24 protein-coding genes and 1 riboswitch are annotated in these 21,647 nt (G+C 72.2%); of the genes, 13 read left to right on the top strand and 11 right to left on the bottom strand.

What is annotated here, in order from left to right; translation table 11 throughout:
- Positions 1 to 79 precede the first annotated feature (79 nt).
- Positions 80 to 400: a hypothetical protein gene (locus tag ACZ63H_RS09505; RefSeq protein ID WP_469863231.1), complete on the top strand. Its 321-nt coding sequence runs from the start codon at positions 80 to 82 to the stop codon at positions 398 to 400.
- Positions 401 to 463: 63 nt separating this feature from the next.
- On the opposite strand, the gene ACZ63H_RS09500 is transcribed toward ACZ63H_RS09505, so the two are convergent.
- A complete protein-coding gene (locus tag ACZ63H_RS09500) occupies positions 464 to 1,057 on the bottom strand; it encodes an isochorismatase family protein (protein WP_469863230.1) in 594 nt (197 codons plus the stop codon).
- Positions 1,058 to 1,152: 95 nt separating this feature from the next.
- The gene (locus ACZ63H_RS09495; RefSeq protein WP_469863229.1) at positions 1,153 to 2,499 is read right to left on the bottom strand and encodes a nicotinate phosphoribosyltransferase; all 1,347 of its coding nucleotides are present in this window, start codon (positions 2,497 to 2,499) and stop codon (positions 1,153 to 1,155) included.
- Positions 2,500 to 2,556: 57 nt separating this feature from the next.
- Here ACZ63H_RS09495 and clpS point away from each other — a divergent pair, with 57 nt between their 5' ends.
- From clpS to ACZ63H_RS09460, 7 genes are all read left to right on the top strand, one after another.
- On the top strand, positions 2,557 to 2,874 hold the full coding sequence (gene clpS, locus ACZ63H_RS09490; RefSeq protein ID WP_469863228.1) for an ATP-dependent Clp protease adapter ClpS: 318 nt from the start codon (positions 2,557 to 2,559) through the stop codon (positions 2,872 to 2,874).
- Positions 2,875 to 2,883: 9 nt separating this feature from the next.
- Entirely contained in the window at positions 2,884 to 3,489 is a 606-nt protein-coding gene (locus ACZ63H_RS09485; RefSeq protein ID WP_469863227.1) for a DUF2017 domain-containing protein, read from the top strand.
- Positions 3,490 to 3,816: 327 nt separating this feature from the next.
- Positions 3,817 to 5,253 carry an amino acid permease gene (locus ACZ63H_RS09480; protein ID WP_469863226.1) on the top strand — a complete coding sequence of 479 codons (1,437 nt, stop codon included), beginning with the start codon at positions 3,817 to 3,819 and terminating at the stop codon, positions 5,251 to 5,253.
- Between the two features lie 146 nt (positions 5,254 to 5,399).
- Positions 5,400 to 5,822, top strand: a complete 423-nt coding sequence (locus ACZ63H_RS09475) for a M67 family metallopeptidase (RefSeq protein WP_469863225.1) — start codon at positions 5,400 to 5,402, stop codon at positions 5,820 to 5,822.
- 266 nt (positions 5,823 to 6,088) lie between these two features.
- A complete protein-coding gene (locus ACZ63H_RS09470; RefSeq protein WP_469863224.1) occupies positions 6,089 to 6,367 on the top strand; it encodes a MoaD/ThiS family protein in 279 nt (92 codons plus the stop codon).
- 17 nt (positions 6,368 to 6,384) lie between these two features.
- The gene (locus ACZ63H_RS09465; RefSeq protein WP_469863223.1) at positions 6,385 to 7,335 is read left to right on the top strand and encodes a PLP-dependent cysteine synthase family protein; all 951 of its coding nucleotides are present in this window, start codon (positions 6,385 to 6,387) and stop codon (positions 7,333 to 7,335) included.
- Between the two features lie 67 nt (positions 7,336 to 7,402).
- Positions 7,403 to 7,864, top strand: coding sequence for a hypothetical protein (locus tag ACZ63H_RS09460; RefSeq protein WP_469863222.1), 462 nt, complete (start codon positions 7,403 to 7,405; stop codon positions 7,862 to 7,864).
- Here the strand turns inward: ACZ63H_RS09460 and ACZ63H_RS09455 are convergent.
- Positions 7,861 to 8,319: a type II toxin-antitoxin system PemK/MazF family toxin gene (locus ACZ63H_RS09455; protein ID WP_469863221.1), complete on the bottom strand. Its 459-nt coding sequence runs from the start codon at positions 8,317 to 8,319 to the stop codon at positions 7,861 to 7,863. The genes ACZ63H_RS09460 and ACZ63H_RS09455 overlap by 4 nt on opposite strands.
- Before the next feature lie 239 nt (positions 8,320 to 8,558).
- Between ACZ63H_RS09455 and ACZ63H_RS09450 the strand changes: the two genes are divergently transcribed.
- Positions 8,559 to 9,311 carry an MBL fold metallo-hydrolase gene (locus tag ACZ63H_RS09450; RefSeq protein WP_467936691.1) on the top strand — a complete coding sequence of 251 codons (753 nt, stop codon included), beginning with the start codon at positions 8,559 to 8,561 and terminating at the stop codon, positions 9,309 to 9,311.
- Positions 9,312 to 9,380: 69 nt separating this feature from the next.
- On the opposite strand, the gene ACZ63H_RS09445 is transcribed toward ACZ63H_RS09450, so the two are convergent.
- Positions 9,381 to 10,643, bottom strand: coding sequence for a PTS transporter subunit EIIC (locus ACZ63H_RS09445; RefSeq protein WP_469863220.1), 1,263 nt, complete (start codon positions 10,641 to 10,643; stop codon positions 9,381 to 9,383).
- Positions 10,644 to 10,820: 177 nt separating this feature from the next.
- On the bottom strand, positions 10,821 to 12,107 hold the full coding sequence (locus ACZ63H_RS09440; RefSeq protein WP_469863219.1) for a PTS transporter subunit EIIC: 1,287 nt from the start codon (positions 12,105 to 12,107) through the stop codon (positions 10,821 to 10,823).
- Between the two features lie 155 nt (positions 12,108 to 12,262).
- Here ACZ63H_RS09440 and ACZ63H_RS09435 point away from each other — a divergent pair, with 155 nt between their 5' ends.
- The 3 genes from ACZ63H_RS09435 to ACZ63H_RS09425 all read left to right on the top strand — a co-directional run bounded on the left by ACZ63H_RS09435 (position 12,263) and on the right by ACZ63H_RS09425 (position 13,834).
- Positions 12,263 to 12,496 (top strand): PTS sugar transporter subunit IIB, encoded by a 234-nt coding sequence (locus ACZ63H_RS09435; RefSeq protein ID WP_469863218.1) that lies wholly within the window; start codon positions 12,263 to 12,265, stop codon positions 12,494 to 12,496.
- A gap of 78 nt (positions 12,497 to 12,574) precedes the next feature.
- Positions 12,575 to 13,309 carry a ribonuclease PH gene (gene rph / locus ACZ63H_RS09430; RefSeq protein WP_469863217.1) on the top strand — a complete coding sequence of 245 codons (735 nt, stop codon included), beginning with the start codon at positions 12,575 to 12,577 and terminating at the stop codon, positions 13,307 to 13,309.
- A 117-nt stretch (positions 13,310 to 13,426) separates the two neighbouring features.
- Positions 13,427 to 13,834 carry a hypothetical protein gene (locus tag ACZ63H_RS09425; RefSeq protein ID WP_469863216.1) on the top strand — a complete coding sequence of 136 codons (408 nt, stop codon included), beginning with the start codon at positions 13,427 to 13,429 and terminating at the stop codon, positions 13,832 to 13,834.
- A gap of 45 nt (positions 13,835 to 13,879) precedes the next feature.
- On the opposite strand, the gene ACZ63H_RS09420 is transcribed toward ACZ63H_RS09425, so the two are convergent.
- Genes ACZ63H_RS09420 through ACZ63H_RS09410 form a run of 3 tightly spaced genes read right to left on the bottom strand, consistent with a single transcriptional unit; the run spans position 13,880 to position 16,464 of the window.
- Positions 13,880 to 14,842, bottom strand: a complete 963-nt coding sequence (locus ACZ63H_RS09420; protein WP_469863215.1) for an ABC transporter ATP-binding protein — start codon at positions 14,840 to 14,842, stop codon at positions 13,880 to 13,882.
- Between the two features lies 1 nt (position 14,843).
- A complete protein-coding gene (locus tag ACZ63H_RS09415; protein WP_469863242.1) occupies positions 14,844 to 15,608 on the bottom strand; it encodes an ABC transporter permease in 765 nt (254 codons plus the stop codon).
- A 55-nt stretch (positions 15,609 to 15,663) separates the two neighbouring features.
- Positions 15,664 to 16,464, bottom strand: coding sequence for an ABC transporter permease (locus ACZ63H_RS09410; RefSeq protein WP_469863214.1), 801 nt, complete (start codon positions 16,462 to 16,464; stop codon positions 15,664 to 15,666).
- 916 nt (positions 16,465 to 17,380) lie between these two features.
- On the opposite strand from ACZ63H_RS09410, the gene ACZ63H_RS09405 reads away from it, so the two are divergent.
- On the top strand, positions 17,381 to 20,440 hold the full coding sequence (locus tag ACZ63H_RS09405) for a transglycosylase domain-containing protein (protein WP_469863241.1): 3,060 nt from the start codon (positions 17,381 to 17,383) through the stop codon (positions 20,438 to 20,440).
- A gap of 19 nt (positions 20,441 to 20,459) precedes the next feature.
- On the opposite strand, the gene sugE is transcribed toward ACZ63H_RS09405, so the two are convergent.
- The 3 genes from sugE to ACZ63H_RS09390 all read right to left on the bottom strand — a co-directional run bounded on the left by sugE (position 20,460) and on the right by ACZ63H_RS09390 (position 21,646).
- Complete coding sequence (gene sugE / locus ACZ63H_RS09400) at positions 20,460 to 20,780, bottom strand: quaternary ammonium compound efflux SMR transporter SugE (RefSeq protein ID WP_030610391.1); 321 nt, start codon at positions 20,778 to 20,780, stop codon at positions 20,460 to 20,462.
- Positions 20,781 to 20,813: 33 nt separating this feature from the next.
- A riboswitch (guanidine-III (ykkC-III) riboswitch) is annotated at positions 20,814 to 20,885 on the bottom strand.
- A 48-nt stretch (positions 20,886 to 20,933) separates the two neighbouring features.
- Positions 20,934 to 21,293, bottom strand: a complete 360-nt coding sequence (locus tag ACZ63H_RS09395) for a GroES family chaperonin (protein WP_014672972.1) — start codon at positions 21,291 to 21,293, stop codon at positions 20,934 to 20,936.
- 23 nt (positions 21,294 to 21,316) lie between these two features.
- Entirely contained in the window at positions 21,317 to 21,646 is a 330-nt protein-coding gene (locus ACZ63H_RS09390; protein WP_344352987.1) for a DUF3618 domain-containing protein, read from the bottom strand.
- Position 21,647: the final 1 nt, after the last annotated feature.

Raw genomic sequence — 21,647 nt, 5'->3', positions numbered from 1 at the left:
TGGCGGGTTGCCGCCGATCGTGTTTAGGTGCGTCCTGTGGACCGCTTATTGACACCGACCGGAACGGGGAAGTGACCGCATGGCCGCTGGAGGCTTCTGCAAGCTGCCGAACGGCACGGTGGTGGTGGCGCTGAACCTGCCGTACGGCGCCGCCCGCGTGCGGGTCCTGGTGCACGCCGGCAACCGCGCACGCGCCCTCACCCGGCTCCGGAACCTGGGCCTGCGGGCGGTGTACCTGCGGGGCAACGCCGAGCCCCCGACGCCGGACGAGGTCACGGCGGTCCTGCACCACCCCGACGGCCTGGTCTGGCGCACGGCCCGCGCGGCCGACGGCGCCTTGGCGACGGAGCTGTGGCACCCCATCCGGGCGCTGCTCCGGGGGCCGGTGACGGTGGGGTGAGGCGGCCCGCGGGGTGAGGCGGCTCGTGGGACGAGGCCGCCCACGGGGTGAGGCGGCCCCCTTCTATCCGCCGACCACCGGCTTGCCCGTCAGCTCGACCCCCGCGGCCCGCAGCTCCTCCAGGGCCCGCTCGGTCGTCTCCGCGGCCACCCCGGCCGTGAGGTCCAGGAGGACCTGGGTGCGAAAGCCCTCCCGCACGGCGTCCAAGGCGGTGGCGCGCACGCAGTGGTCCGTGGCGATGCCCACCACGTCCACCTCCGTGACCTCCCGGGAGCGGAGCCACTCGGCCAGGGACACGCCGTTCTCGTCCGCGCCCTCGAAGCCGCTGTACGCCGCCGCGTACGCCCCCTTGTCGAACACGGCGTCCACCGCGCCGGAGGCGACCGCGGGGGCGAAGTTCGGGTGGAAGCCCACGCCCTCCGTGCCCGCGACGCAGTGCGCGGGCCAGGAGCGGACGTAGTCGGGATCGTCCGCGAAGTGGCCGCCGGGCGCGATGTGGTGGTCACGGGTGGCCACCACGTGCCGGTACCCCGTGCCCGCCGCCTCCCCGATCAGCTCGGTCACGGCGGCGGCCACGTCCGCCCCTCCGGCCACCGCGAGGCTGCCCCCCTCGCAGAAGTCGTTCTGCACGTCTACGACGATCAAGGCGCGGCGCATGGTGGGTGTCCTCCGACTGAGAGTGAAGTAACCGAGCCTAGAGACTTCCGGGCCCGTGCGGGAGGGGTGAGAGGGGGCGGACGGCGGTCGCGCTGTTAGCTACCCGGGCGCCCGTGGACGTACTCCGTCGGAATGACGGGTTCCCCGCGCGAGAGCTGGGTCGCGGACAGCGGCAGATTCGCCCGGGCCGCGATGTGCCGCTCCCGGGTCACGTCCAGCGGCTCCCGGGCGACCACCGTCCCGCCGCGCACCAGCGGCACCAGCAGCTGCCGGCCGGCCAGCTCGGGCGGCACCGGCCCGGTGCCCACGACCTCGGCCTCGGCGGTCCCGTCCGCGTCCAGCCGGCGCGCCGCCCACTTGCGGCCCCCGATGGACATCTTGCCGCCGCTGGACTTCTTCGCGACCGGCACCAGCGGCGCCTTCGGGTCGGCGGAGTCGGCGCGGGCGACCAGCTTGTAGACCATCGAGCTGGTGGGGTGCCCGGAGCCGGTCACCAGCTGGGTGCCCACGCCGTAGGCGTCCACCGGCGCGGCGGCCAGCGAGGCGATGGCGTACTCGTCCAGGTCGGAGGTCACGACGATCTTCGTGTCGGTCGCGCCCAGCTCGTCCAGCTGCTGCCGCACCCGGTGGGCCACCAGCAGCAGGTCGCCGGAGTCGATGCGGACCGCGCCCAGCTCGGGGCCGGCCACCTCCACCGCCGTACGGACGGCCTCGGCGACGTCGTAGGTGTCCACCAGCAGGGTGGTGCCCCGGCCGAGGGTCTCCACCTGGGCCTGGAAGGCGTCCCGCTCGCGGTCGTGCAGCAGCGTGAAGGCGTGCGCCGAGGTGCCGACGGTGGGGATGCCGTAGCGGAACCCGGCGGCGAGGTCGGAGGTGGTGGCGAAGCCGCCGACGTAGGCGGCGCGGGCGGCGGCCACCGCGGCCAGCTCGTGGGTGCGCCGGGCGCCCATCTCGATCAGCGGCCGGTCACCGGCGGCGGAGGCCATCCGGGAGGCGGCGGCGGCGATCGCGGAGTCGTGGTTGAGGATGGACAGGATCACCGTCTCCAGCAGGACGCACTCGGCGAAGCTGCCCTCGACCCGCAGGATCGGCGAGCCGGGGAAGTACACCTCGCCCTCGGGGTAGCCCCATATGTCGCCGCCGAAGCGGTAGCCGGCGAGCCACGCCAGGGTCTCCTCGTCGACGATCTGCCGCTCGCGCAGGAAGCCGAGGACGCCCGCGTCGAAGCGGAAGTTCTCCACCGCGTCCAGGACGCGCCCCGTGCCGGCCACGACGCCGTAGCGGCGCCCGTCCGGCAGCCTCCGGGTGAAGACCTCGAACACGCTCCGCCGTTCGGCCGTACCGGCCCTCAGCGCGGCGCGCAGCATCGTCAGCTCGTACTGGTCCGTGAAGAGCGCCGTCGAGGGAACGTCCACCGGCAGCCCAAGGTCCGCTGTGTTCATGTCGGGGAATCGTACTCCCTTTTCGTCGGTGTGACGATTTATGGCGGGCGTGGCAGCATGGGCCATGTGACGTCACCCGCGCCCGTAGAGATCGAACGCCCCGCGTCGGCGGAGGAGAGTTCCCCCGTAGCCGAGCCTGACGTCCCCTGGGTCACCATCGTCCACAACGACCCGGTCAATCTCATGAGCTACGTGACCTACGTCTTCCAGACGTACTTCGGCTACTCCAAGGACAAGGCCACCAAGCTCATGCTCGACGTCCACCACAAGGGCCGGGCGGTCGTCTCCAGCGGGAGCCGCGAGGAGATGGAGCGCGACGTGCAGGCGATGCACGGCTACGGTCTGTGGGCCACCCTCCAGCAGGACCGGAAGTAAACGCCGCAGATGCCCGGACACTTCGAACCGCTCCCCGGCGGCGGCGCGGCCGTCGCCCTCGACGACGTCGAGATCTCCATCATCCGGTCGCTGGCCGTCCAGCTCCTGGAGCTCATCGGCCCCGGGCCCGGCGCCGACGCCCCGGACGACCCGCTCGCCGAGCTGTTCGCCGAGGGCCCGAGCGAGCCGCCCGCCGACCCGGTGCTGCGCAGGCTCCTGCCCGACGCCTACAGCGACCCGGAGCGGGCCTCGGCCTCGCCGGCCGAGGCCGAGGAGCGGCGGGCGCACTCCGCCGAGTTCCGCCGCTACACCGAGAACGACCTGCGCGCGGGCAAGCGGGAGAACGCGCTCGCCGTGATCCGCTCCCTGGACGCGCTCGCCCCGGCCGGCGAGGGCGGGGCGGTGCTGAAGCTGTCCCCCGAGGAGTCCCGGCAGTGGCTCGGCGCCCTCAACGACCTGCGGCTGGCGATCGGCGCCCGGCTGGAGATCACCGACGAGGACGACACGGAACTGCTCTACCGGCTGCCGGAGGAGGACCCGCGCAAGCCCATGGTGCTGGCCTACCTCTGGCTGGGCGGACTGCAGGAAACCTTGGTGTCCACCCTGCTGCCGTGACCCGGATTGGCTGGTTCCGTTCGCTGTTCGCTCAGGGAACGCTCAATTCCGAATAACGATCCCATCACCCTCGCGGTCATTTTTGATACTTTCGGACCATCTTTGTCCGCTTTTATCTGTGGCGTGGCTCACACTGCCCCTCTGTGATCAGTATTGCGCGCGTGATAAATCTTCACGACCGCCCGGCGAACACCACCCATGTTCGGCCGGGTGCGCCACCGAGCCGACGACCGTCGGCCAGGCAACAGCTCCATTCATCCGGGGGGATCGAGACCCGATCCGCGGCCGTTGACCGGCCCGGGTCGTTATGGAGAAAGGCGCACCACCATGACCTCAGCGCAGGTCGACCAGCATCACGACGGCAATGAGGCCGTGCGGGGCGAGGGCAGCGAGGGCGGCGAGGGGTATCAGCGCGGGCTCGGTGCCCGGCAGATCCAGATGATCGCCATCGGCGGTGCCATCGGCACCGGCCTGTTCCTCGGCGCGGGCAAGGGCATCTCCAAGGCCGGCCCCAGCCTCATCCTGGCGTACGCCGTCGCGGGCCTTGTCATCTTCCTGATCATGCGGGCGCTCGGCGAGCTGCTGATGTACCGCCCGGTGTCGGGTTCGTTCTCCGATTACGCGCGCGAGTTCATCGGTCCGTTCGCCGGTTTCGTGACCGGATGGACGTACTGGCTGTTCTGGGTGGTCACGGGCATCACCGAGGTCACCGCCGCGGCGAAATACATGACGTACTGGTTCGACATCCCGCAGTGGCTGTCGGCCCTGGTCTTCACCGTCGTCCTCTACGGCGCCAACCTGATCTCCGTGAAGCTCTTCGGCGAACTGGAGTTCTGGTTCTCCATGGTCAAGGTCACCGCCATCATCGGCATGATCCTGATCTGCGCCGGCATCCTCACCATCGGCTTCTCCGACGCCGGTGACACCGCCTCCGTCTCCCACCTGTGGAACCAGGGCGGCTTCTTCCCGCACGGCATCGACGACACGCTGATGACCCTGCAGATGGTGATGTTCGCCTTCCTCGCCGTCGAGCTGGTCGGTGTGACCGCGGGCGAGTCCAAGGACCCCAAGACCGTGCTGCCCAAGGCGATCAACACCGTGCCGTGGCGCATCGCCGTCTTCTACGTCGGCGCGCTGATCATGATCCTGTCGGTCGTGCCGTGGACCAGCTTCAGCGCGGGCAACAGCCCCTTCGTGGTCGCCTTCGAGCGGATGGGCCTGCCGGCCGGCGCGGGCATCGTCAACTTCGTCGTGCTCACCGCCGCGCTGTCGTCCTGCAACTCCGGCATGTACTCCACCGGCCGCATGCTGCGCGACCTGGCGCTCAACAGCCAGGGTCCCAAGGCGTTCACCAAGCTGACGACCAGCGGCACCCCGCTCGTCGGCACCACGTTCTCCGCCGCGCTGATGCTGGTCGGCGTCTGGATCAACTACCAGTGGCCGGGCAAGGCGTTCGACTACGTGGTGTCCTTCGCGACCATCTCCGGCATGTGGGCGTGGATCGTCATCCTGATCTGCCAGCTGCGCTACCGGGCCAAGGCCGACCGCGGCGAGCTGCCCCGCTCGGAGTTCCGCGCCCCGGGCGCGCCGTGGACCAGCCTGGTCGCGCTCGCCTTCATCGGCATGGTGATCGTGCTGATGGGCATCGACAAGGACGCCCGCGTCTCGCTGTACTGCGCGCCGGTGTGGGGTGCCATCCTCGCCGTCGCCTACCTGGTGCTCCGGCGCCGCAACCCGGAGGCCGCGGCCTTCCACAAGCGCTGACCCGGACCCCGGACCTCCCGGAAAGGACGTCCGGCCGCCGGGAGCTCTCGTGGCGCCCCCGACGGCCGCCGCTCAGGACGTCCAGCATGTGGGCCGTCCCGTACCACCAACCGGTACAGGACGGCCCTCTGCTTATCCTGACCCCCATGCTGACCATCACCCAGGCCCTGTACGACCGGATCGTCGCCCACGCGCGCAAGGACCACCCCGACGAGGCGTGCGGCGTGGTGGCGGGCCCGGCGGGCTCGGACCGCCCCGAGCGCTTCATCCCCATGCTGAACGCGGCGATGTCGCCCACCTTCTACGAGTTCGACTCGGGCGACCTGCTGAAGCTGTACCGCGAGATGGACGACCGCGACGAGGAGCCGGTGGTCGTCTACCACTCCCACACCGCCACCGAGGCCTACCCCTCGCGCACCGACATCTCCTACGCCAACGAACCCGGCGCCCACTACGTCCTGGTCTCCACCGCCGACACCGACGGCCTCGGCGACTTCCAGTTCCGCTCCTTCCGGATCGTGGACGGGCAGGTCACCGAGGAGGAGGTCAGGGTCGTGGCGACCTACTGATCTCGCCCACCGGACGGAATGCGTCCGGCATGCGGAATCACACTCCGGGACGCGGACCGGGAATCGATACGATGAGCCCATGGTTCTTCTCGACGTGGCCGACAGGGCGCCGGGCACGCCGCTCGCGGCGCGGCTGCACGTCGACCCGTGCGGGCCGAGCGCCCTGAGTTGACCCACCCGCTGCCGCCGTACGGCCCCGCGCCGCGGCGGTCCGCCGCCGCGCGCCCGACCGAACCGACGACACCTTCCGACAGGAGCCCCGAGTCATGGCCATCGAGGTCCGCATCCCGACCATCCTCCGCCAGTACACCGACGGCCAGAAGGCGGTGGAGGGCAGCGGTGACACCCTCGCCGAGCTGTTCGCCGACCTCGAGACCCGGCACGCCGGCATCCAGGCCCGCATCGTGGACGGCGACCAGCTGCGCCGCTTCGTCAACGTGTACCTGAACGACGAGGACGTCCGCTTCCTGGAGGGCATCCAGACGAAGCTGTCCGACGGCGACAACGTCACGATCCTGCCGGCCGTGGCCGGCGGCATGCGCTGATCGGCTCCCGAGCAGCGATGCGCTACGACTCCCCGCTGGCCGCGGTGGGCAACACCCCCCTGGTGCGCCTGCCGCGGCTGTCGCCGTCCCCGGACGTGCGGATCTGGGCCAAGCTGGAGGACCGCAACCCCACCGGCTCGGTCAAGGACCGCCCCGCCCTGCACATGATCGAGCAGGCGGAGAAGGACGGCCGGCTCACCCCCGGCTGCACGATCCTCGAACCCACCTCCGGAAACACCGGCATCTCCCTCGCCATGGCCGCCAAGCTCAAGGGCTACCGGATGGTGTGCGTGATGCCGGAGAACACCTCGCAGGAGCGCCGGGACCTGCTCGGCATGTGGGGCGCCGAGATCATCTCCTCGCCGGCCGCCGGCGGCTCCAACACCGCGGTGCGGGTGGCCAAGGAACTGGCCGCCGAGCACCCCGACTGGGTGATGCTCTACCAGTACGGCAACCCGGACAACGCGGGCGCCCACTACGCGACCACCGGCCCGGAGATCCTCGCCGACCTGCCCTCCGTCACCCACTTCGTGGCGGGCCTCGGCACCACCGGCACCCTGATGGGCGTCGGCCGCTACCTGCGCGAGCACAAGCCGGACGTACGGATCGTCGCCGCCGAACCGCGCTACGACGACCTGGTCTACGGCCTGCGCAACCTCGACGAGGGCTTCGTCCCCGAGCTGTACGACGCCTCCGTCCTCACCACCCGCTTCTCGGTCGGCTCGGCCGACGCGGTCACCCGCACCCGCGAACTCCTCCAGCAGGAGGGCATCTTCGCGGGCGTCTCCACCGGCGCCGCCCTGCACGCGGCGATCGGGGTCGGGAACAAGGCCGTCAAGGCGGGGGAGAGCGCCGACATCGTCTTCGTCGTGGCCGACGGCGGCTGGAAGTACCTCTCCACGGGCGTCTACACGGCGGCCACCACCGAGGAGGCCATCGCGACCCTCCATGGACAGCTCTGGGCGTAGCGGGGGATCCGCGCGCGCCGGTGGTACGTCACATCCGCACCAGTACTCCTGCGGAAAGGCGGACCCCATGCGCGGTACCACGCCCCTCGCCCTCGCGGCGGCAGCGCTGCTCCTGGCCGGCTGCGGCTCCCAGCGGGACACCGGGAGCGACGGCCAGGCGCCGCCCCGCACCGCCTCGCCGTCGGCCGGCCGCTCCGCCGGCGGCTGCGCCGACGCGACGGCGGCGCGGCTGACGGCCGCCGATCACGGCCGTACCGTCTGCGTGGCCGAGGGCGGCGAGGTCCGCCTCACCCTGGACGGCACCCGGGCCCGCCCCTGGAAGCCGGTCACCGCGAGCGGCACCGGGCTTCAGCCGGTCAACGCGGGGTTCGTCCTCCAGCCGGGCGACGCCACGGCCGCGTACCGCGCGGTGCGCGCCGGCACGGTGCGGCTCGCCTCGTCCCGCCCCCGCTGCCCCGAGCCCAGCGCACCGGAGGGGGTGTCCTGCGAGGGCGTCGAGGAGTGGACGGTCACCGTCCGGATCGGCTAGCCCGCCAGGTGCCGCACCTGGTCCCACAGGACCGGGTCGACCACGCCCACCCGGCGGCGGAAGCCGTCCACCGGGACCTCGCGCAGCTCGTCGGTCTCCAGGAAGCTGGGGCGGCCCTGGGCGTCGCCGACCGCGCCGGGCGGCAGCGGGATCACCCCGCTGCGCTCGTCGCGGTACCTGCTGGTGATCTTCGCGACCGTGGCCCGGTCGCCGCGCACGGCCAGCACCAGACACGGCCGGTCCTTGTGCCCCGCCCGGTCCTCGAAGGGGACGTGCGCCCACCAGATGTCCCCGGGCGACGGCCGCGGCGCGTGCCCGGCCCGCGGGCCCGGCCGGCCCGGCGGCCGCAGGCGCCGCCCGGCGGGCCGGCGGCCGCGGCCCCAGCCGTCGACGAGCGTGGCGACCAGCGCGAGGAGCACCACCGCCGCGAGCGCCAGCCACCAGGACGTGTCCATACGACGACGTTACCGGCGCGCGCCGCACATCGCGCGCCCTCCGGGGAACCCGGTGCGCCCCCGGTCCAGCCGAACCGGTGACAGCACAGGTGAGTTCGCCCACAACGGCCCCTGGCGGAGGAGCGACCCGCCCCGTCGCGCCTTACGCTCGACGAACCGCACGACCCCCGACAGCCCCTCGTCCCGAGTGGCCCCACCATCCTGCCCACCGCACTTCCGCCAACGGAGGTTTCTGCTTCATGAAGCTCACCGTCGTCGGCTGCTCGGGGTCGTTCCCGTCCGCGGAATCGGCCTGTTCGAGCTACCTCGTCGAGGCCGACGGCTTCCGGCTGCTTCTCGACATGGGCAACGGCGCCCTGGGCGAGCTGCAGCGCCACTGCGGTCTCTACGACCTCGACGCGATCTTCCTCAGCCATCTGCACGCCGATCACTGCATCGACATGTGCGCGTATTTCGTGGCGCGCTACTACCGCCACGAGGGCGGCCGGTGCGCCCCCCTCCCGGTCTACGGACCCGAGGGCACCGAACACCGCCTGACCACGGCCTACGCGGACACCCCCTCCGCCTCCTCCATGAGCGAGGTCTTCGACTTCCACACGGTGAAGCCCTCCACCTTCGAGGTCGGCCCCTTCACCGTGCACACCGAGCGGGTCCGCCACCCCGTGGAGGCGTACGGCATCCGCGTCGAGCACGCCGGGAAGTCCCTGACGTACTCCGGCGACACGGGCGTCACCGAGGCGCTGGACGAGCTGGCCCGGGACACCGACCTGTTCCTGTGCGAGGCCGCGTTCACGCACGGCAAGGAGAGCATCCCCGACCTGCACCTCAACGGCCGCGAGGCGGGCGAGACGGCGACCCGCGCGGGCGCCCGCCGGCTGCTCCTCACCCACATCCCGCCGTGGACGGACCCCCAGGTCAACCTGCGGCACGCGCGCGAGGCGTTCCCCGGACCGGTGGAGCTGGCCGCGCCGCGGCAGACGTACGAGATCTGACAGCCGGGCACGCGAAAGGCCCCGGAGCCATGGGCTTCCGGGGCCTTCCTCATGCCGTACCGGCCTCGCTCACGCCTTGGTGAGGTCCTCGACCTCCTCCTCGGGCTCGCGGCCCGGGGTCTTCAGGTCGAACTTGACGATCGCGAACCGGAAGACCGCGTAGTAGACCGCCGCGAACACCAGGCCGACCGGGATGATCAGCCACGGCTTGGTCGCCAGGTTCCAGTTCAGTATGTAGTCGATCGCGCCGGCCGAGAAGTTGAAGCCCGCGTGGACGCCCAGTCCCCAGGTGACCGCCATGGACACGGCCGTCAGCACCGCGTGGATGACGTAGAGGACCGGGGCGATGAACATGAAGGTGAACTCGATCGGCTCGGTCACACCGGTCACGAAGGAGGTCAGCGCGAGGGAGAGCATCATGCCCATCACGGCCTTGCGGCGCTCGGGGCGGGCGCAGTGCGCGATGGCGATCGCGGCGGCCGGCAGGCCGAACATCATGATCGGGAAGAAGCCGGTCTGGAACAGGCCCGCGGACGAGTCGCCGGCGAGGAACCGGGTGATGTCGCCGTGCACCATGTCACCGGAGGCGTTCTTGAAGTCGCCGAGCTGGAACCACGCCACCGTGTTCACGAACTGGTGCATGCCGATCGGGATCAGACTGCGGTTGACCAGGCCGAACAGGGCCGCGCCGCCGGAGCCGAGGCCCGTCATCCACTCGCCGAAGTGGGTGATGCCGTTGCCGATGGGCTCCCAGACGAGGCTGAAGAGGACGCCGACCAGGGTGCCGACGAAGGCCATCAGGATCGGCACCAGCCGGCGGCCGTTGAAGAAGCCGAGCCAGTCCACCAGCTTGGTGCGGTGGAACCGCTGCCACATCACGGCCGCGAGCAGACCCATGATGATGCCGCCGAGCACCCCGGGGTCGTTGTACGTCGCGGCGACGATCTTGCCCTTCTCGATGTGCTCCTCGGTCACCGGGAAGGCCTGCAGCACCTTGCTGTAGACGAGGAAGCCGACCAGCGCGGCGAGCGCGGTCGAACCGTCCGCCTTCTTGGCGAAGCCGATGGCCACGCCGATGCAGAACAGGATGGGCAGGCTGCCGGTGATGGCGCCGCCCGCGGCGTTGAAGACGGTCGCGACCTTGTCCCAGCCGAGGCCGTCCTTGCCGAAGATGTCGTCCTGGCCGAGCCGGACCATGATGCCCGCGGCCGGCAGGACGGCGATCGGGAGCTGCAGGCTGCGGCCGACCTTCTGCAGGCCCTGGAGCAGGCCCGCTCCCCTCTTTTTCGCCGGCTTCGCAGCCGGGGCCGCCGACTCGGTGGCGGTGGTCATACTTCCTCCATCGGGCAGGGCGCCGCCCGGGAACCATGGAAGGGGACGGCAGCGTCTCTGGTCTACACCACCTGTGGTGTAGACCTGTTGTAGCACGATGAAGGGGACGTAAGGAACCCGTGATTCCGCGACCGCGGCGCTACGCGCTGTGCGCCTCGGACCTCGGGTGACGCGGTCTCAGACCTTGGTGACGTCCTCCACCTCCTCCGCCGGCTCCCGTCCCGGTGTCCGCAGGCCGAACCGGGTGATCGCGACCCGGAAGACGACGTAGTACACCGCCGCCAGGGCGAGGCCGATCGGGATGATCGCCCACGGTCTCGTCGCCAGGTTCCAGTTGATCACGTAGTCGATCAGTCCCGCCGAGAAGCTGAACCCGTCGTGCACCCCGAGCGCCCAGGTCACCGCCATCGACACCCCGGTGAGCACGGCGTGCGCCGCGTACAGGGCGGGCGCGACGAACAGGAACGAGTACTCCAGCGGCTCGGTGATGCCGGTCACGAACGAGGTGAGCGCCACCGAGAGCATCAGCCCGCCGGTCTCCTTGCGCCGCTCGGGCCGCGCGCAGTGCGTGATCGCCAGCGCGGCCGCCGGCAGCGCGAACATCATGACCGGGAAGAAGCCCGAGGTGAACTGGCCGGCGTGCGGATCGCCCTGGAGGAACATGTTGATGTCGCCGTGCACCACCGTGCCGTCCGGCTTGGTGTAGCTGCCGAACTGGAACCAGATCGGCACGTTGAGGAACTGGTGCAGGCCCACCACCAGCAGCGCCCGGTTGGCGACCCCGAAGACGCCCGCGCCCCAGGCGCCCGCGTTCCGCAGCCACCCGCTGAGGCTCTCCAGGGCGCCCCCGACGGCCGGCCACACCAGCAGGCACAGCACGGCGAACGCGATCGCGGCGAACGCCATGATGATCGGCACCAGCCGGCGGCCGTTGAAGAAGCCCAGCCAGTCCACCAGGCGGGTGCGGTGGTAGCGGGCCCAGAACCAGGCCGCCAGCAGGCCGATGACGATGCCGCCGAAGACCCCCGGGTTCTGGTAGGTGAACGCGGACACCGTGCCGCCGGCCGCCTGGCACCCCGCCGCCACCGCCTTCGCGCCCGCCGGGCACCCCTCGGGGAACTGCCGCAGCACGCCGTAGTAGACGAGGAAGCCCGTCACCGCCGCCAGCGCCGTCGAGCCGTCCGCCTTCTTCGCCATGCCGATCGCGACGCCCACGCAGAACAGCAGCGGCAGCCCCAACTGCCCGTCCAGCAGCGCGCCGCCCGCCCCGCTCATCACCTTGGAGACGTCCGTCCAGCCCAGGCCGTCCGCGCCGAACAGATCGGGCTGGCCCAGCCGGTTCAGGATGCCCGCCGCCGGCAGCACGGCGATGGGCAGCTGGAGGCTGCGGCCCATCTTCTGCAGGCCCTGGAACAGACCGTTCCAGCGGGCCCGGAGGGGAACGGCCGTGCTCTCGGCGCTCATGGGTTTGGCGACCCTCCCCACGGTGGTGTAGACCAGTCGACGGACGGTTCCGCTGTTGTGATCGCCATCATTGGGCACGGACGGCATGACCGCTCGCAAAGATGGGCCAACTGTGGGTTACTGCGACAAAGCGGTTCGGAGCAGGGAGAAGGAACATGGCCAGCAAGGCTGAGAAGATCGTCGCCGGGCTCGGTGGCATCGACAACATCGAGGAGATCGAGGGCTGCATCACCCGGCTGCGCACCGAGGTGTCCGACGCAGGCCTGGTCGACGAGGCCGCCCTGAAGGCCGCCGGCGCCCACGGCGTGGTGAAGATGGGCACCGCCATCCAGGTCGTCATCGGCACCGACGCCGACCCGATCGCCGCGGAGATCGAAGACATGATGTGAGCCGGACCGGTTCACCCTGAAGGGGCCCCTCCCGACGCGGGAGGAGCCCCTTCGCCCGTTACGGCTAGGCTCGGCGGCATGTCTCGCATCGACGGCCGTACGCCCGAACAGCTCCGCCCGGTCACCATCGAACGCGGCTGGAGCAAGCACGCCGAGGGCTCCGTCCTCATCTCCTTCGGCGACACCAAGGTCTTCTGCACCGCCTCCGTCACCGAAGGGGTCCCGCGCTGGCGCAAGGGCAGCGGCGAGGGCTGGGTCACCGCGGAGTACTCCATGCTGCCCCGCGCCACCAACACCCGCGGCGACCGCGAGTCCGTCAAGGGCAGGATCGGCGGCCGGACCCACGAGATCTCTCGGCTCATCGGCCGCTCCCTGCGCGCCGTCATCGATTACAAGGCGCTCGGCGAGAACACCGTCGTCCTCGACTGCGACGTCCTCCAGGCCGACGGCGGCACCCGCACCGCGGCCATCACCGGCGCCTACGTCGCCCTGGCCGACGCCGTCGCCTGGGCCCGGGGCAAGAAGCTGGTCAAGGCCGGCCGGCAGCCGCTCACCGGCACCGTCAGCGCCGTCTCCGTCGGCATCGTCGGCGGCGTCCCGCTGCTCGACCTCTGCTACGAGGAGGACGTGCGCGCCGACACCGACATGAACGTCGTCTGCACCGGCGACGGCCGCTTCGTCGAGGTCCAGGGCACCGCCGAGGCCGAGCCCTTCGCCCGCGACGAGCTGAACGCCCTGCTCGACCTCGCCGTCGCCGGCTGCGCCGACCTGGCCGCGATCCAGCGGACGGCCCTGGAGACGACGCGGGCCTGACCTGACGCCGCCGGGGCCCGCCGGCAACCCGCCGGGCCCCGGCGGCGTCCCTGTGGGTACGGGCGCACGGCTCATCCCCGGGCGCCCGGCCAGTCGTTCCAGGGGAGGGAACCCGCCATGCCCGCCAGCCGACGCCCACGCCGGGGCCGGGTCACCGTCGTCGCCGCCACGATGGCCGCCGTCGCGCTCACCGCCGGCCTCACCACCGGCTGCGACGCCGTGGACAAGGCCCTGGACTGCGTACAGACCGCCGACGCCATCGCCGACGGCGTCACCGACCTCCAGCAGGCCGTGGAGAACGCCGCGGACGACCCGTCCCGGGCCGACGCCTCGCTCGACTCCATCGAGAAGAACCTGCGCGAGATCGGCGACAAGACCGACGACGCCGACGTCGACCAGGCCGTGGACCACCTCCGCGAGGCCGTGGACAACGTCCGCACGGCGGTCCGCGACGGCGACGCCACACCGGACGTGAGCCCGGTGACCGAGGCGGCGGGGGAGTTGACGAAGGTGTGCACGTCGTAGGGGCGCCGTGGCGTCCCCCCGGCCCTCGGGCGCCGGTGCGGGCGGCTAGGAGACCGCCTGCTCCGCGTACATCCTGGCGATGACCGCCTCGATGTCCGGCTCCCGCACCGACAGGTCCACCAGCGGATAGCGGGCCGCCAGCTGCGCGACGACCGGCGCCGCCGACTGTCCCGCCGGGAACGCCAGCCACTGCCGCGGCCCCTCCACCCGCACCACCCGGGCCGACGGCACCTCCACCGGCGGGAGTTCCCGCTCCAGGTCCACCACCAGCGTCCGCTCGCTCTCGCCGACCTCGTGCAGCCCCGTGAGCGCGCCGTCGTACATCAGCCGCCCGTGGTCGATCACCATCACCCGGGAGCACAACTGCTCGATGTCCTGGAGGTCGTGCGTGGTCAGCAGCACCGTCGTGCCGCGCTCGGCGTTCACCTCCCGCAGGAACTCCCGCACCCTGGCCTTCGACACGACGTCCAGGCCGATCGTCGGCTCGTCCAGGTACAGCACGTCCGGGTCGTGCAGCAGCGCCGCCGCGATGTCCCCGCGCATCCGCTGCCCCAGCGACAGCTGCCGCACCGGCACGTCCAACAGGGTGCCCAGATCCAGCAGTTCCACCAGCCGGTCCAGGTTCTGCCGGTAACGGGCGTCCGGGATGCGGTACATGCGGTGCGCCAGCCGGTAGGAGTCGATCAGCGGCAGGTCCCACCACAGCGTGGTCCGCTGCCCGAACACCACCCCGATCCGGTGCGCGAGGCGGGTCCGCTCCCGCGCCGGGTCGATGCCCGCCACCCGCAGCCGCCCGCCGCTCGGCGTGAGGATCCCGGTCAGCATCTTGACGGTGGTCGACTTCCCCGCGCCGTTCGGCCCGATGTACCCGACCATCTCCCCCCGGCCCACGCCGAACGACAGCGAGTCCACCGCCCGCACCTCGCGCCGCTCCCGGCGCAGGAACCCGGTCCTCCGGCGCACCTGGAAGACCTTCTCCACGTTCTCCAGTGTGATGAAGTCGCCCACGTCAGCTCCCTGTGCCGCGATACGTACGAAGTCCCGCCCGCCAGGCGAGCCCCGCGAGCGCACAGCACGCCACCGCCACCAGCGGGGAGGCGAACGCGGTCCACTCCGGCAGGTCCAGCGGGTACGGCCGGCCCAGCACACGGGTGGCGGGCAGCCAGTTGACGAAGGCCAGCGGCAGCACGAACGTCACCCCGCGCACCAGCTCCTTCGCGAACACCGTCGGCGGGTACTGGAGCAGGGTCGTCCCGCCGTAGGTGAAGGCGTTCTGCACCTCGGAGGCGTCCTGCGCCAGGAACTGGAACGCGGCCCCCGCCACGAACACCGCGCAGAAGATCCCGCAGCCGCCGGCCAGCATCAGCGGCATGAGCAGCAGCCGCTCCGCCGTCCAGTCGATGTCCACTTGGGTCAGTGACCAGCCCAGCACCAGCGCGCCCTGTGTCACCCGGCCCAGCCGTCTGAGCGCGAACCGGTCGGCCGCCATCTGCGCCAGCACCGGCGCCGGGCGCACCAGCAGCGTGTCCAGCGTGCCGTCCCGCACCCGCCGGCCCAGCCGGTCCATCGAGCCGATCAGCAGGTCCGCGAGGCCGAAGGAGGTCGCGGACAGCCCGTACAGGAACGCCACCTCGGGCAGCGCGTAGCCGCCGAGCGCGTCCACCCGGGAGAACATCAGCATGATGGCGACGAAGTCGAGGAAGGTCGCCGCGAAGTTCCCGAACGTGGTCATGGCGAAGGACGCGCGGTAGGCCATCGTGGACCGCACCCACATCCCCGCGATCAGCCGGTACGCCCGTGCGCCCTCGGCCAGCCTCCGGGCCCGCCCCTCAGCCACCCTGCACCACCACCCGGCGCGTCGCCGCCGACTGCAACAGCCGCCCGGCACCCAGCAGCACGGCCGCCCACGCCCCCTGGAAGAGGTAGGTGGACAGCGGGTCGGCGTGCCCGAGCAGGACGTCCGCCGGGGCCTGGAGCAGCGAGGACCAGGGCAGCATCCGCACGATCTCGCCGAGGGCGCCCGGGAACACACCGAGCGGCAGCAGCATGCCCGAGCAGAAGTAGCCGAGCAGCCACGCCATCTGGGTCACCCCGGTGCCGTCCAGCAGCCAGAACGCGCTCAGCGCCACCAGGTAGCGGATGCCGAAGCCGACCAGCATCGCGAGGAGGACGGCCACGAGGAACGCCGCCCAGGTGCCCGCGTCCGCCGGCAGCGCCAGCGGGAAGCACAGCGCGCCGAACACGAACGGTACGACGCCCCGGCCCAGCAACTGGAAGAACGCCCGGCCCGCGTCCGCCGCCAGCCACCACAGCTGGAGGTCGGCCGGCCGGTACAGGTCGATCGCCACGTCCCCGGTGCGGATGCGCTCCATCAGCTCGTCCTCGAACCCGCCGCCGCCGATCGCCAGCGTCGACAGGAACGCCTGCCCGAGCCAGACGTAGGTCAGCGCCTGCGTCTGGTCGTAGCCGCCGAGATGGGGCCGCTCGTCCCACAACGCCTGGTAGGTGTAGACGAGAATGAGGCCGAAGACGGTGTTCGTGAACACCCCTGCCGCAGTGGCGGCACGGTAGGTCGCGTACCGTCGGAACCCCCCTGCCGCGACCGTCGCGTACAACCGTCCCGCGCCCACGCCAGTCGACCTCCTCGGACCGCTCGACACCGAAGCGCAGGAGCTTAGTCCGCGGGCCCGGTGGCCGGCCACGCGTTTTCCGCCGGAAGCGTGCCGGAATCCGGGAACGGAACGCCGGGTGCGAGAGTCTTCAGCAGGGGGAGCGCAGAAGCGTACGAGGCGTACGGGAACGTACGACGCGAAACAGGAGTCCGTGCACGACATGAGCGACGAGCCGCAGCCGCAGCAGCCGAACGAAGGCGTGGCGCCGGAAAAGCCGCTGCCGGCTGAAGGGCCCGGGAAGCCGGGGGGCCGCGAGGAGAAGGCCGCCGAGCACCACACGGCCCGCCCCGAACGCCCTGACGGGTCATCGGGCCCCCGGGGTCCCCGGGGCGCCGGGAGCACCGACGGTGCGGGGGGCGCCCGGGGCACCGACCGGGCCGGGGGTGCCGAGGCCGCCCGGAGGGGTCCGGGCACGCCGAACCACGACGCGGACCGGCCCGGCGTGGACCGCTCCGCCGCCGGCCGTTCCGGCGCGGGCCGTCCCGAGACGGGCCGTTCCAAGTCGGGTCGTTCCGACGTGACCCGGCCCGGTCCCGGCCCTTCCGGCTCGGGCCGTTCCGACGCCGGGCAGGAGCGCTCCGGCCGGTCGGGCCCCGGTTCTTCCGGTGCCAGTGGTGCCGACCGCGCCCCTTCCGGCGCGGGCCGGTCCGCATCCGGCCGTTCCGGCGCGGTGGCCGGTGACGGCTCCGGGGCCGTGGGCGTGCCGCCGCGGGAGCGGACTGCGTCCGTGGCGCGGGCCGGGCAGGCCGCGCGCGGTGCGCGAGCCGGGGAGGAGAGGGGCGCGGACCTGGCCGACGGGGCCGGTGCCCGGAAGACGGGCGCGTCCCGGGGGCCGGCCGGGGATGAGCAGGGCTCGTCGCCCGAGAGCACCCAGATCCTGCGGCGCGTCACCCCGCCCGGGTCCGCCGAGGGCCCCGCGTCCCCCGGGCGGCCCGGCGGCAAGGCGGGCCGGCCCGACCGGTCCGGTCGGGCGGCCGGTGCCGCCGCGGACGCCGGGAAGGCGGGCGCCGCCGGTCAGGCGCCCGAGACCACCCAGGTGCTGCGCCGGGTCGGCGCGCCCCGCGCGGGCGAGCCGGGTGCACCCGGCCCGAAGACGCCCGCCTCCTCCCCGGCTCGGCCCCGCCCCGCCGACGGCGGGCGTCCCGCCCAGGTCCCCGGCGCCCGGGGCACCGGGCCCGCCGGTCCCACGTCCGCCGGTGCCGGTGCCCACGGCGCCGGGCCCGCCGGCCCCGCGGCCGGCACCACCGGCACCACCGGCACCTCCTCCCCGGCCGCCGCCCGCGCCGCCCGGGCCGCCCGCGCGGCGGGCACCGCCGGTGCCGCCGCGGCCGGTGCCGGTGCCGGTGCCCAGGGCGCCAAGGCCGCCGGTGCCCTGAGCGCGTCCGCTTCCGGTGCCCCGGCCGGTGCTCCCGGCCCCCGGCCCCGCGGCACCGAGGCCACCCGTGCCGTACCCGGTCCCCGTGCCGAGTCCGCGTCCCCCTCCGCGGGCATCCCCGGCGGTCCGGAAGCCGAGACCACCGTCCTCGCCCCCGGCGACGGCGACGGTGACGCGCCCACGGGCAAGAAGGCGAAGAAGAAGGGCAAGCGGCCCAAGCGGACCGGCTGGCGGCGGCTCGTGCCGACCTGGCGCATGGTGCTCGGCACCTGCTTCATCGGCGTGCTGCTGATCATCGGCGTGCTCTTCGTCGGCTACTCCCTGGTGAAGATCCCGCCGGCCAACGCGTTCGCGACCAAGCAGAGCAACGTCTACCTGTACGCCGACGGCTCCCAGCTGGCCCGCGACGGCGAGGTCAACCGCGAGAACGTCTCCCTCGCGCACGTCTCCAAGGCCGCCCAGCACGCCATCCTGGCCGCCGAGGACCGCGACTTCTACTCCGAGTCCGCCGTCGACCCCAAGGCGATGATCCGCGCCGCCTGGAACACCGCGACCGGCAAGGGCAAGCAGTCCGGCTCGACGATCACCCAGCAGTACGTGAAGAACTACTACCTGGCCCAGGAGCAGACGGTCACCCGCAAGGCCAAGGAGTTCTTCATCTCGATCAAGCTCGACCAGAACAAGTCCAAGGACGAGATCCTGGAGGGCTACCTCAACACCAGCTACTTCGGCCGCAACGCCTACGGCATCCAGGCCGCCGCCCAGGCCTACTACGGCCGCGACGCCGAGGACCTGGACCCGGCCCGCGCCGCCTACCTCGCCGCGCTCGTCAACGCGCCGAGCGAGTACGACGTCGTCGCCCACCCGGAGAACCGGAAGGCGGCCGTCGCCCGCTGGAACTACGTCCTGGACGGCATGGTCAAGAAGGGCTGGCTGGAGGAGTCCGAGCGCGCCGGGATGAAGTTCCCCATGCCGAAGGAGCAGACGATCTCCACCGGCATGTCCGGTCAGCGCGGCTACCTCGTGGAGGCGGTCAACCAGTACCTGACCGGCAACAACATCATCGACACCGACCACCTGGAGGCCGGTGGCTACCGCATCACCACCACCATCCAGAAGAACCGGCAGGACGCCTTCGTCAAGGCGGTCGACGACCGGCTGATGAGCAAGCTGGACAAGAAGAACCGCAAGGCCGACACCTACGTCCGGGCCGGCGGCGCCTCCGTCGACCCGAAGACGGGCAAGGTCGTCGCGCTGTACGGCGGCATCGACTACGTGAAGCAGTACACCAACGGCGCGACCCGCGGCGACTTCCAGGTCGGTTCGACGTTCAAGCCGTTCGTGTTCACCTCCGCCGTGGAGAACGGGTCGACCACCCAGGACGGCCGCACCATCACCCCGAACACGGTCTACGACGGCACCAACCAGCGCCCCGTCCAGGGCTGGAGCGGCGGCTCCTACGCACCCGAGAACGAGGACCAGCGGTCGTACGGCCCGATCACCGTCCGCAAGGCCACCGACCTGTCGGTGAACTCGGTGTACGCGCAGATGGCCACCGACGTCGGCCCGGACAAGGTCAAGCAGACCGCGGTCGACCTCGGCGTCCCCGCCGACACCCCGGACCTCTACCCGTCCCCGTCCATCGCCCTCGGCACCGCCAACGCCAGCGTCCTGGAGATGACGGAGGCCTACGCCACGCTCGCCAACCACGGCAAGCACGGCACGTACACCCTGGTCGAGGAGGTCACCAAGGACGGCCGGGACGAGATCCGGCTGCCCGAGCAGAAGGTGAAGCAGGCCGTCAGCCGCGAGGCCGCCGACACCACCACCTCCGTGCTGCGGAGCGTGGTCGAGAGCGGCACCGCGACCGCCGCGCAGGCCGCGGGCCGTCCGGCGGCCGGCAAGACCGGTACCGCCGAGAGCGACACCGCCGCCTGGTTCGCCGGCTACACCCCCGACCTGGCCACGGTGGTCGCGGTCATGGGCCAGGACCCGGTGACGGCCAAGCACCAGCCGCTGTACGGCGCGCTCGGCCAGGCCCGCATGAACGGCGGCGGCCCGCCCACCGAGATCTGGGCGCAGTACACGCGCGACGCGCTGAAGGGCAAGACGGTCAAGGACTTCGACCTGCGGCTCCAGCAGGGCGCCGACCAGATCCAGGAGCCCCCGGCCAGCGGCACGCCCGAGCCCGGCACGGCCGCCGGCCAGGACGGCGGCACCGACACCACCACCGACGGCGGCCAGGACACCGGCGGCGCGACCCCCACCCCCACCGACGGCGCCACCACCGGCACGACCGGCGACGGGACCGCGACGACGGGCGGCGGGGCCCCCGCGACCGGCGGCACCACCACCGGCGGCACGCCCACCACCGGGGGGACCACGACGACCGGCGGCACGGCCACCGGGGGCGGCACGCCGGGCGGCGGCACCGCCACCACCGGCGGCGGCACACCCGGCGGAGGCACGGCCACCGGGGGCGGCACGCCGGGCGGCGGCACCGACGCCGGCGGCGCCACCGCCGCGGACGGGGGCGCCGGGGGCGGCCCGGGCCTCTGACGGCGCCGGGCCCCGCGGCTCAGTGGCCGCTGGTCGCCTTCAGCCCCACCACGGCGACCAGCAGCAGGCACACGAAGAAGATCCGGGCGGCGGTGACCGGCTCGCCGAGCACCACCATGCCGAGCACCGCCGCCCCGGCCGCGCCGATGCCCACCCACACGCCGTAGGCGGTGCCGATGGGCAGGGACTTCGCGGCGTAGGACAGCAGGACCATGCTGGCGACGATGCCGGCGCCGGTGAACAGGCTCGGGACCAGGCGGGTGAAACCCTCGCTGTACTTCATCCCGATCGACCAGGCGACTTCCAGCAGACCGGCGACGACGAGCAGGATCCAGGCCATGACGGCACCTCCGAGACAGTGACTCTTCTTGGGGGTGCGTCGTCTTTGCCTTGGACCCGGTACGGCGCGTCTCGTCGGGTTCCCTCCAACGTAGCAAAGGCACGGCAAAGAGGGCCGGTGACGATCGTCACCGGCCCTCTTCGTCCACGCGTGCTACAGATACAGCCCCGTGGAGTCCTCCGACCCCTCGAACCGGTCCGCGGCGACGGCGTGCAGGTCGCGCTCGCGCATGAGCACGTACGCCACGCCCCGCACCTCCACCTCCGCCCGGTCCTCCGGATCGAACAGGACCCGGTCGCCGGGCTCCACCGTCCGTACGTTCTGGCCGACCGCGACGACCTCGGCCCAGGCCAGCCGCCGCCCGACCGCGGCGGTGGCGGGAATCAGGATGCCGCCCCCCGACCGCCGCTCGCCCTCACCGGTCTCCTGCCGCACGAGAACCCGGTCGTGCAGCATCCGGATGGGCAGCTTGTCGTGGTGGGGAGTGCTGTGCTCGTTTCTGTTGGCGCTCACGCGTCGAACCTACCTGTTCCCGGTCAGTCCCTGCGCCGCCGGGCTCCCAGGGCGAGCAGCCCCACGACCCCCACGACGACCATGGCCACGGGCACGACCCGCTCCAGCCGGGGCGCCCCCTCCTCGTCCGTGAACCGCGCCCGTACCTCGCTCACGACGCGGTTGACCTGAACGTACGCGCGTCCGACCGTGTGGTCGACGTTCGCGACGACCTTGGCCTTCGCGTCCCCGACGATGGTCTTGGGATGCACGCGCACCCCGATCTCGTCGAGCGTCTCGGCCAGCACTTCGCGGCGGCGCCTGATGTCCGCCTCGATCTGCGCCGGGGTTCTGGTGTCCGACGTGTCCGCCACC

Source organism: Streptomyces sp. NPDC104831 (assembly GCF_055583025.1).
Note: the sequence above shows the minus strand (reverse complement) of the source record. Positions and strands in the feature narration are given on the sequence as shown.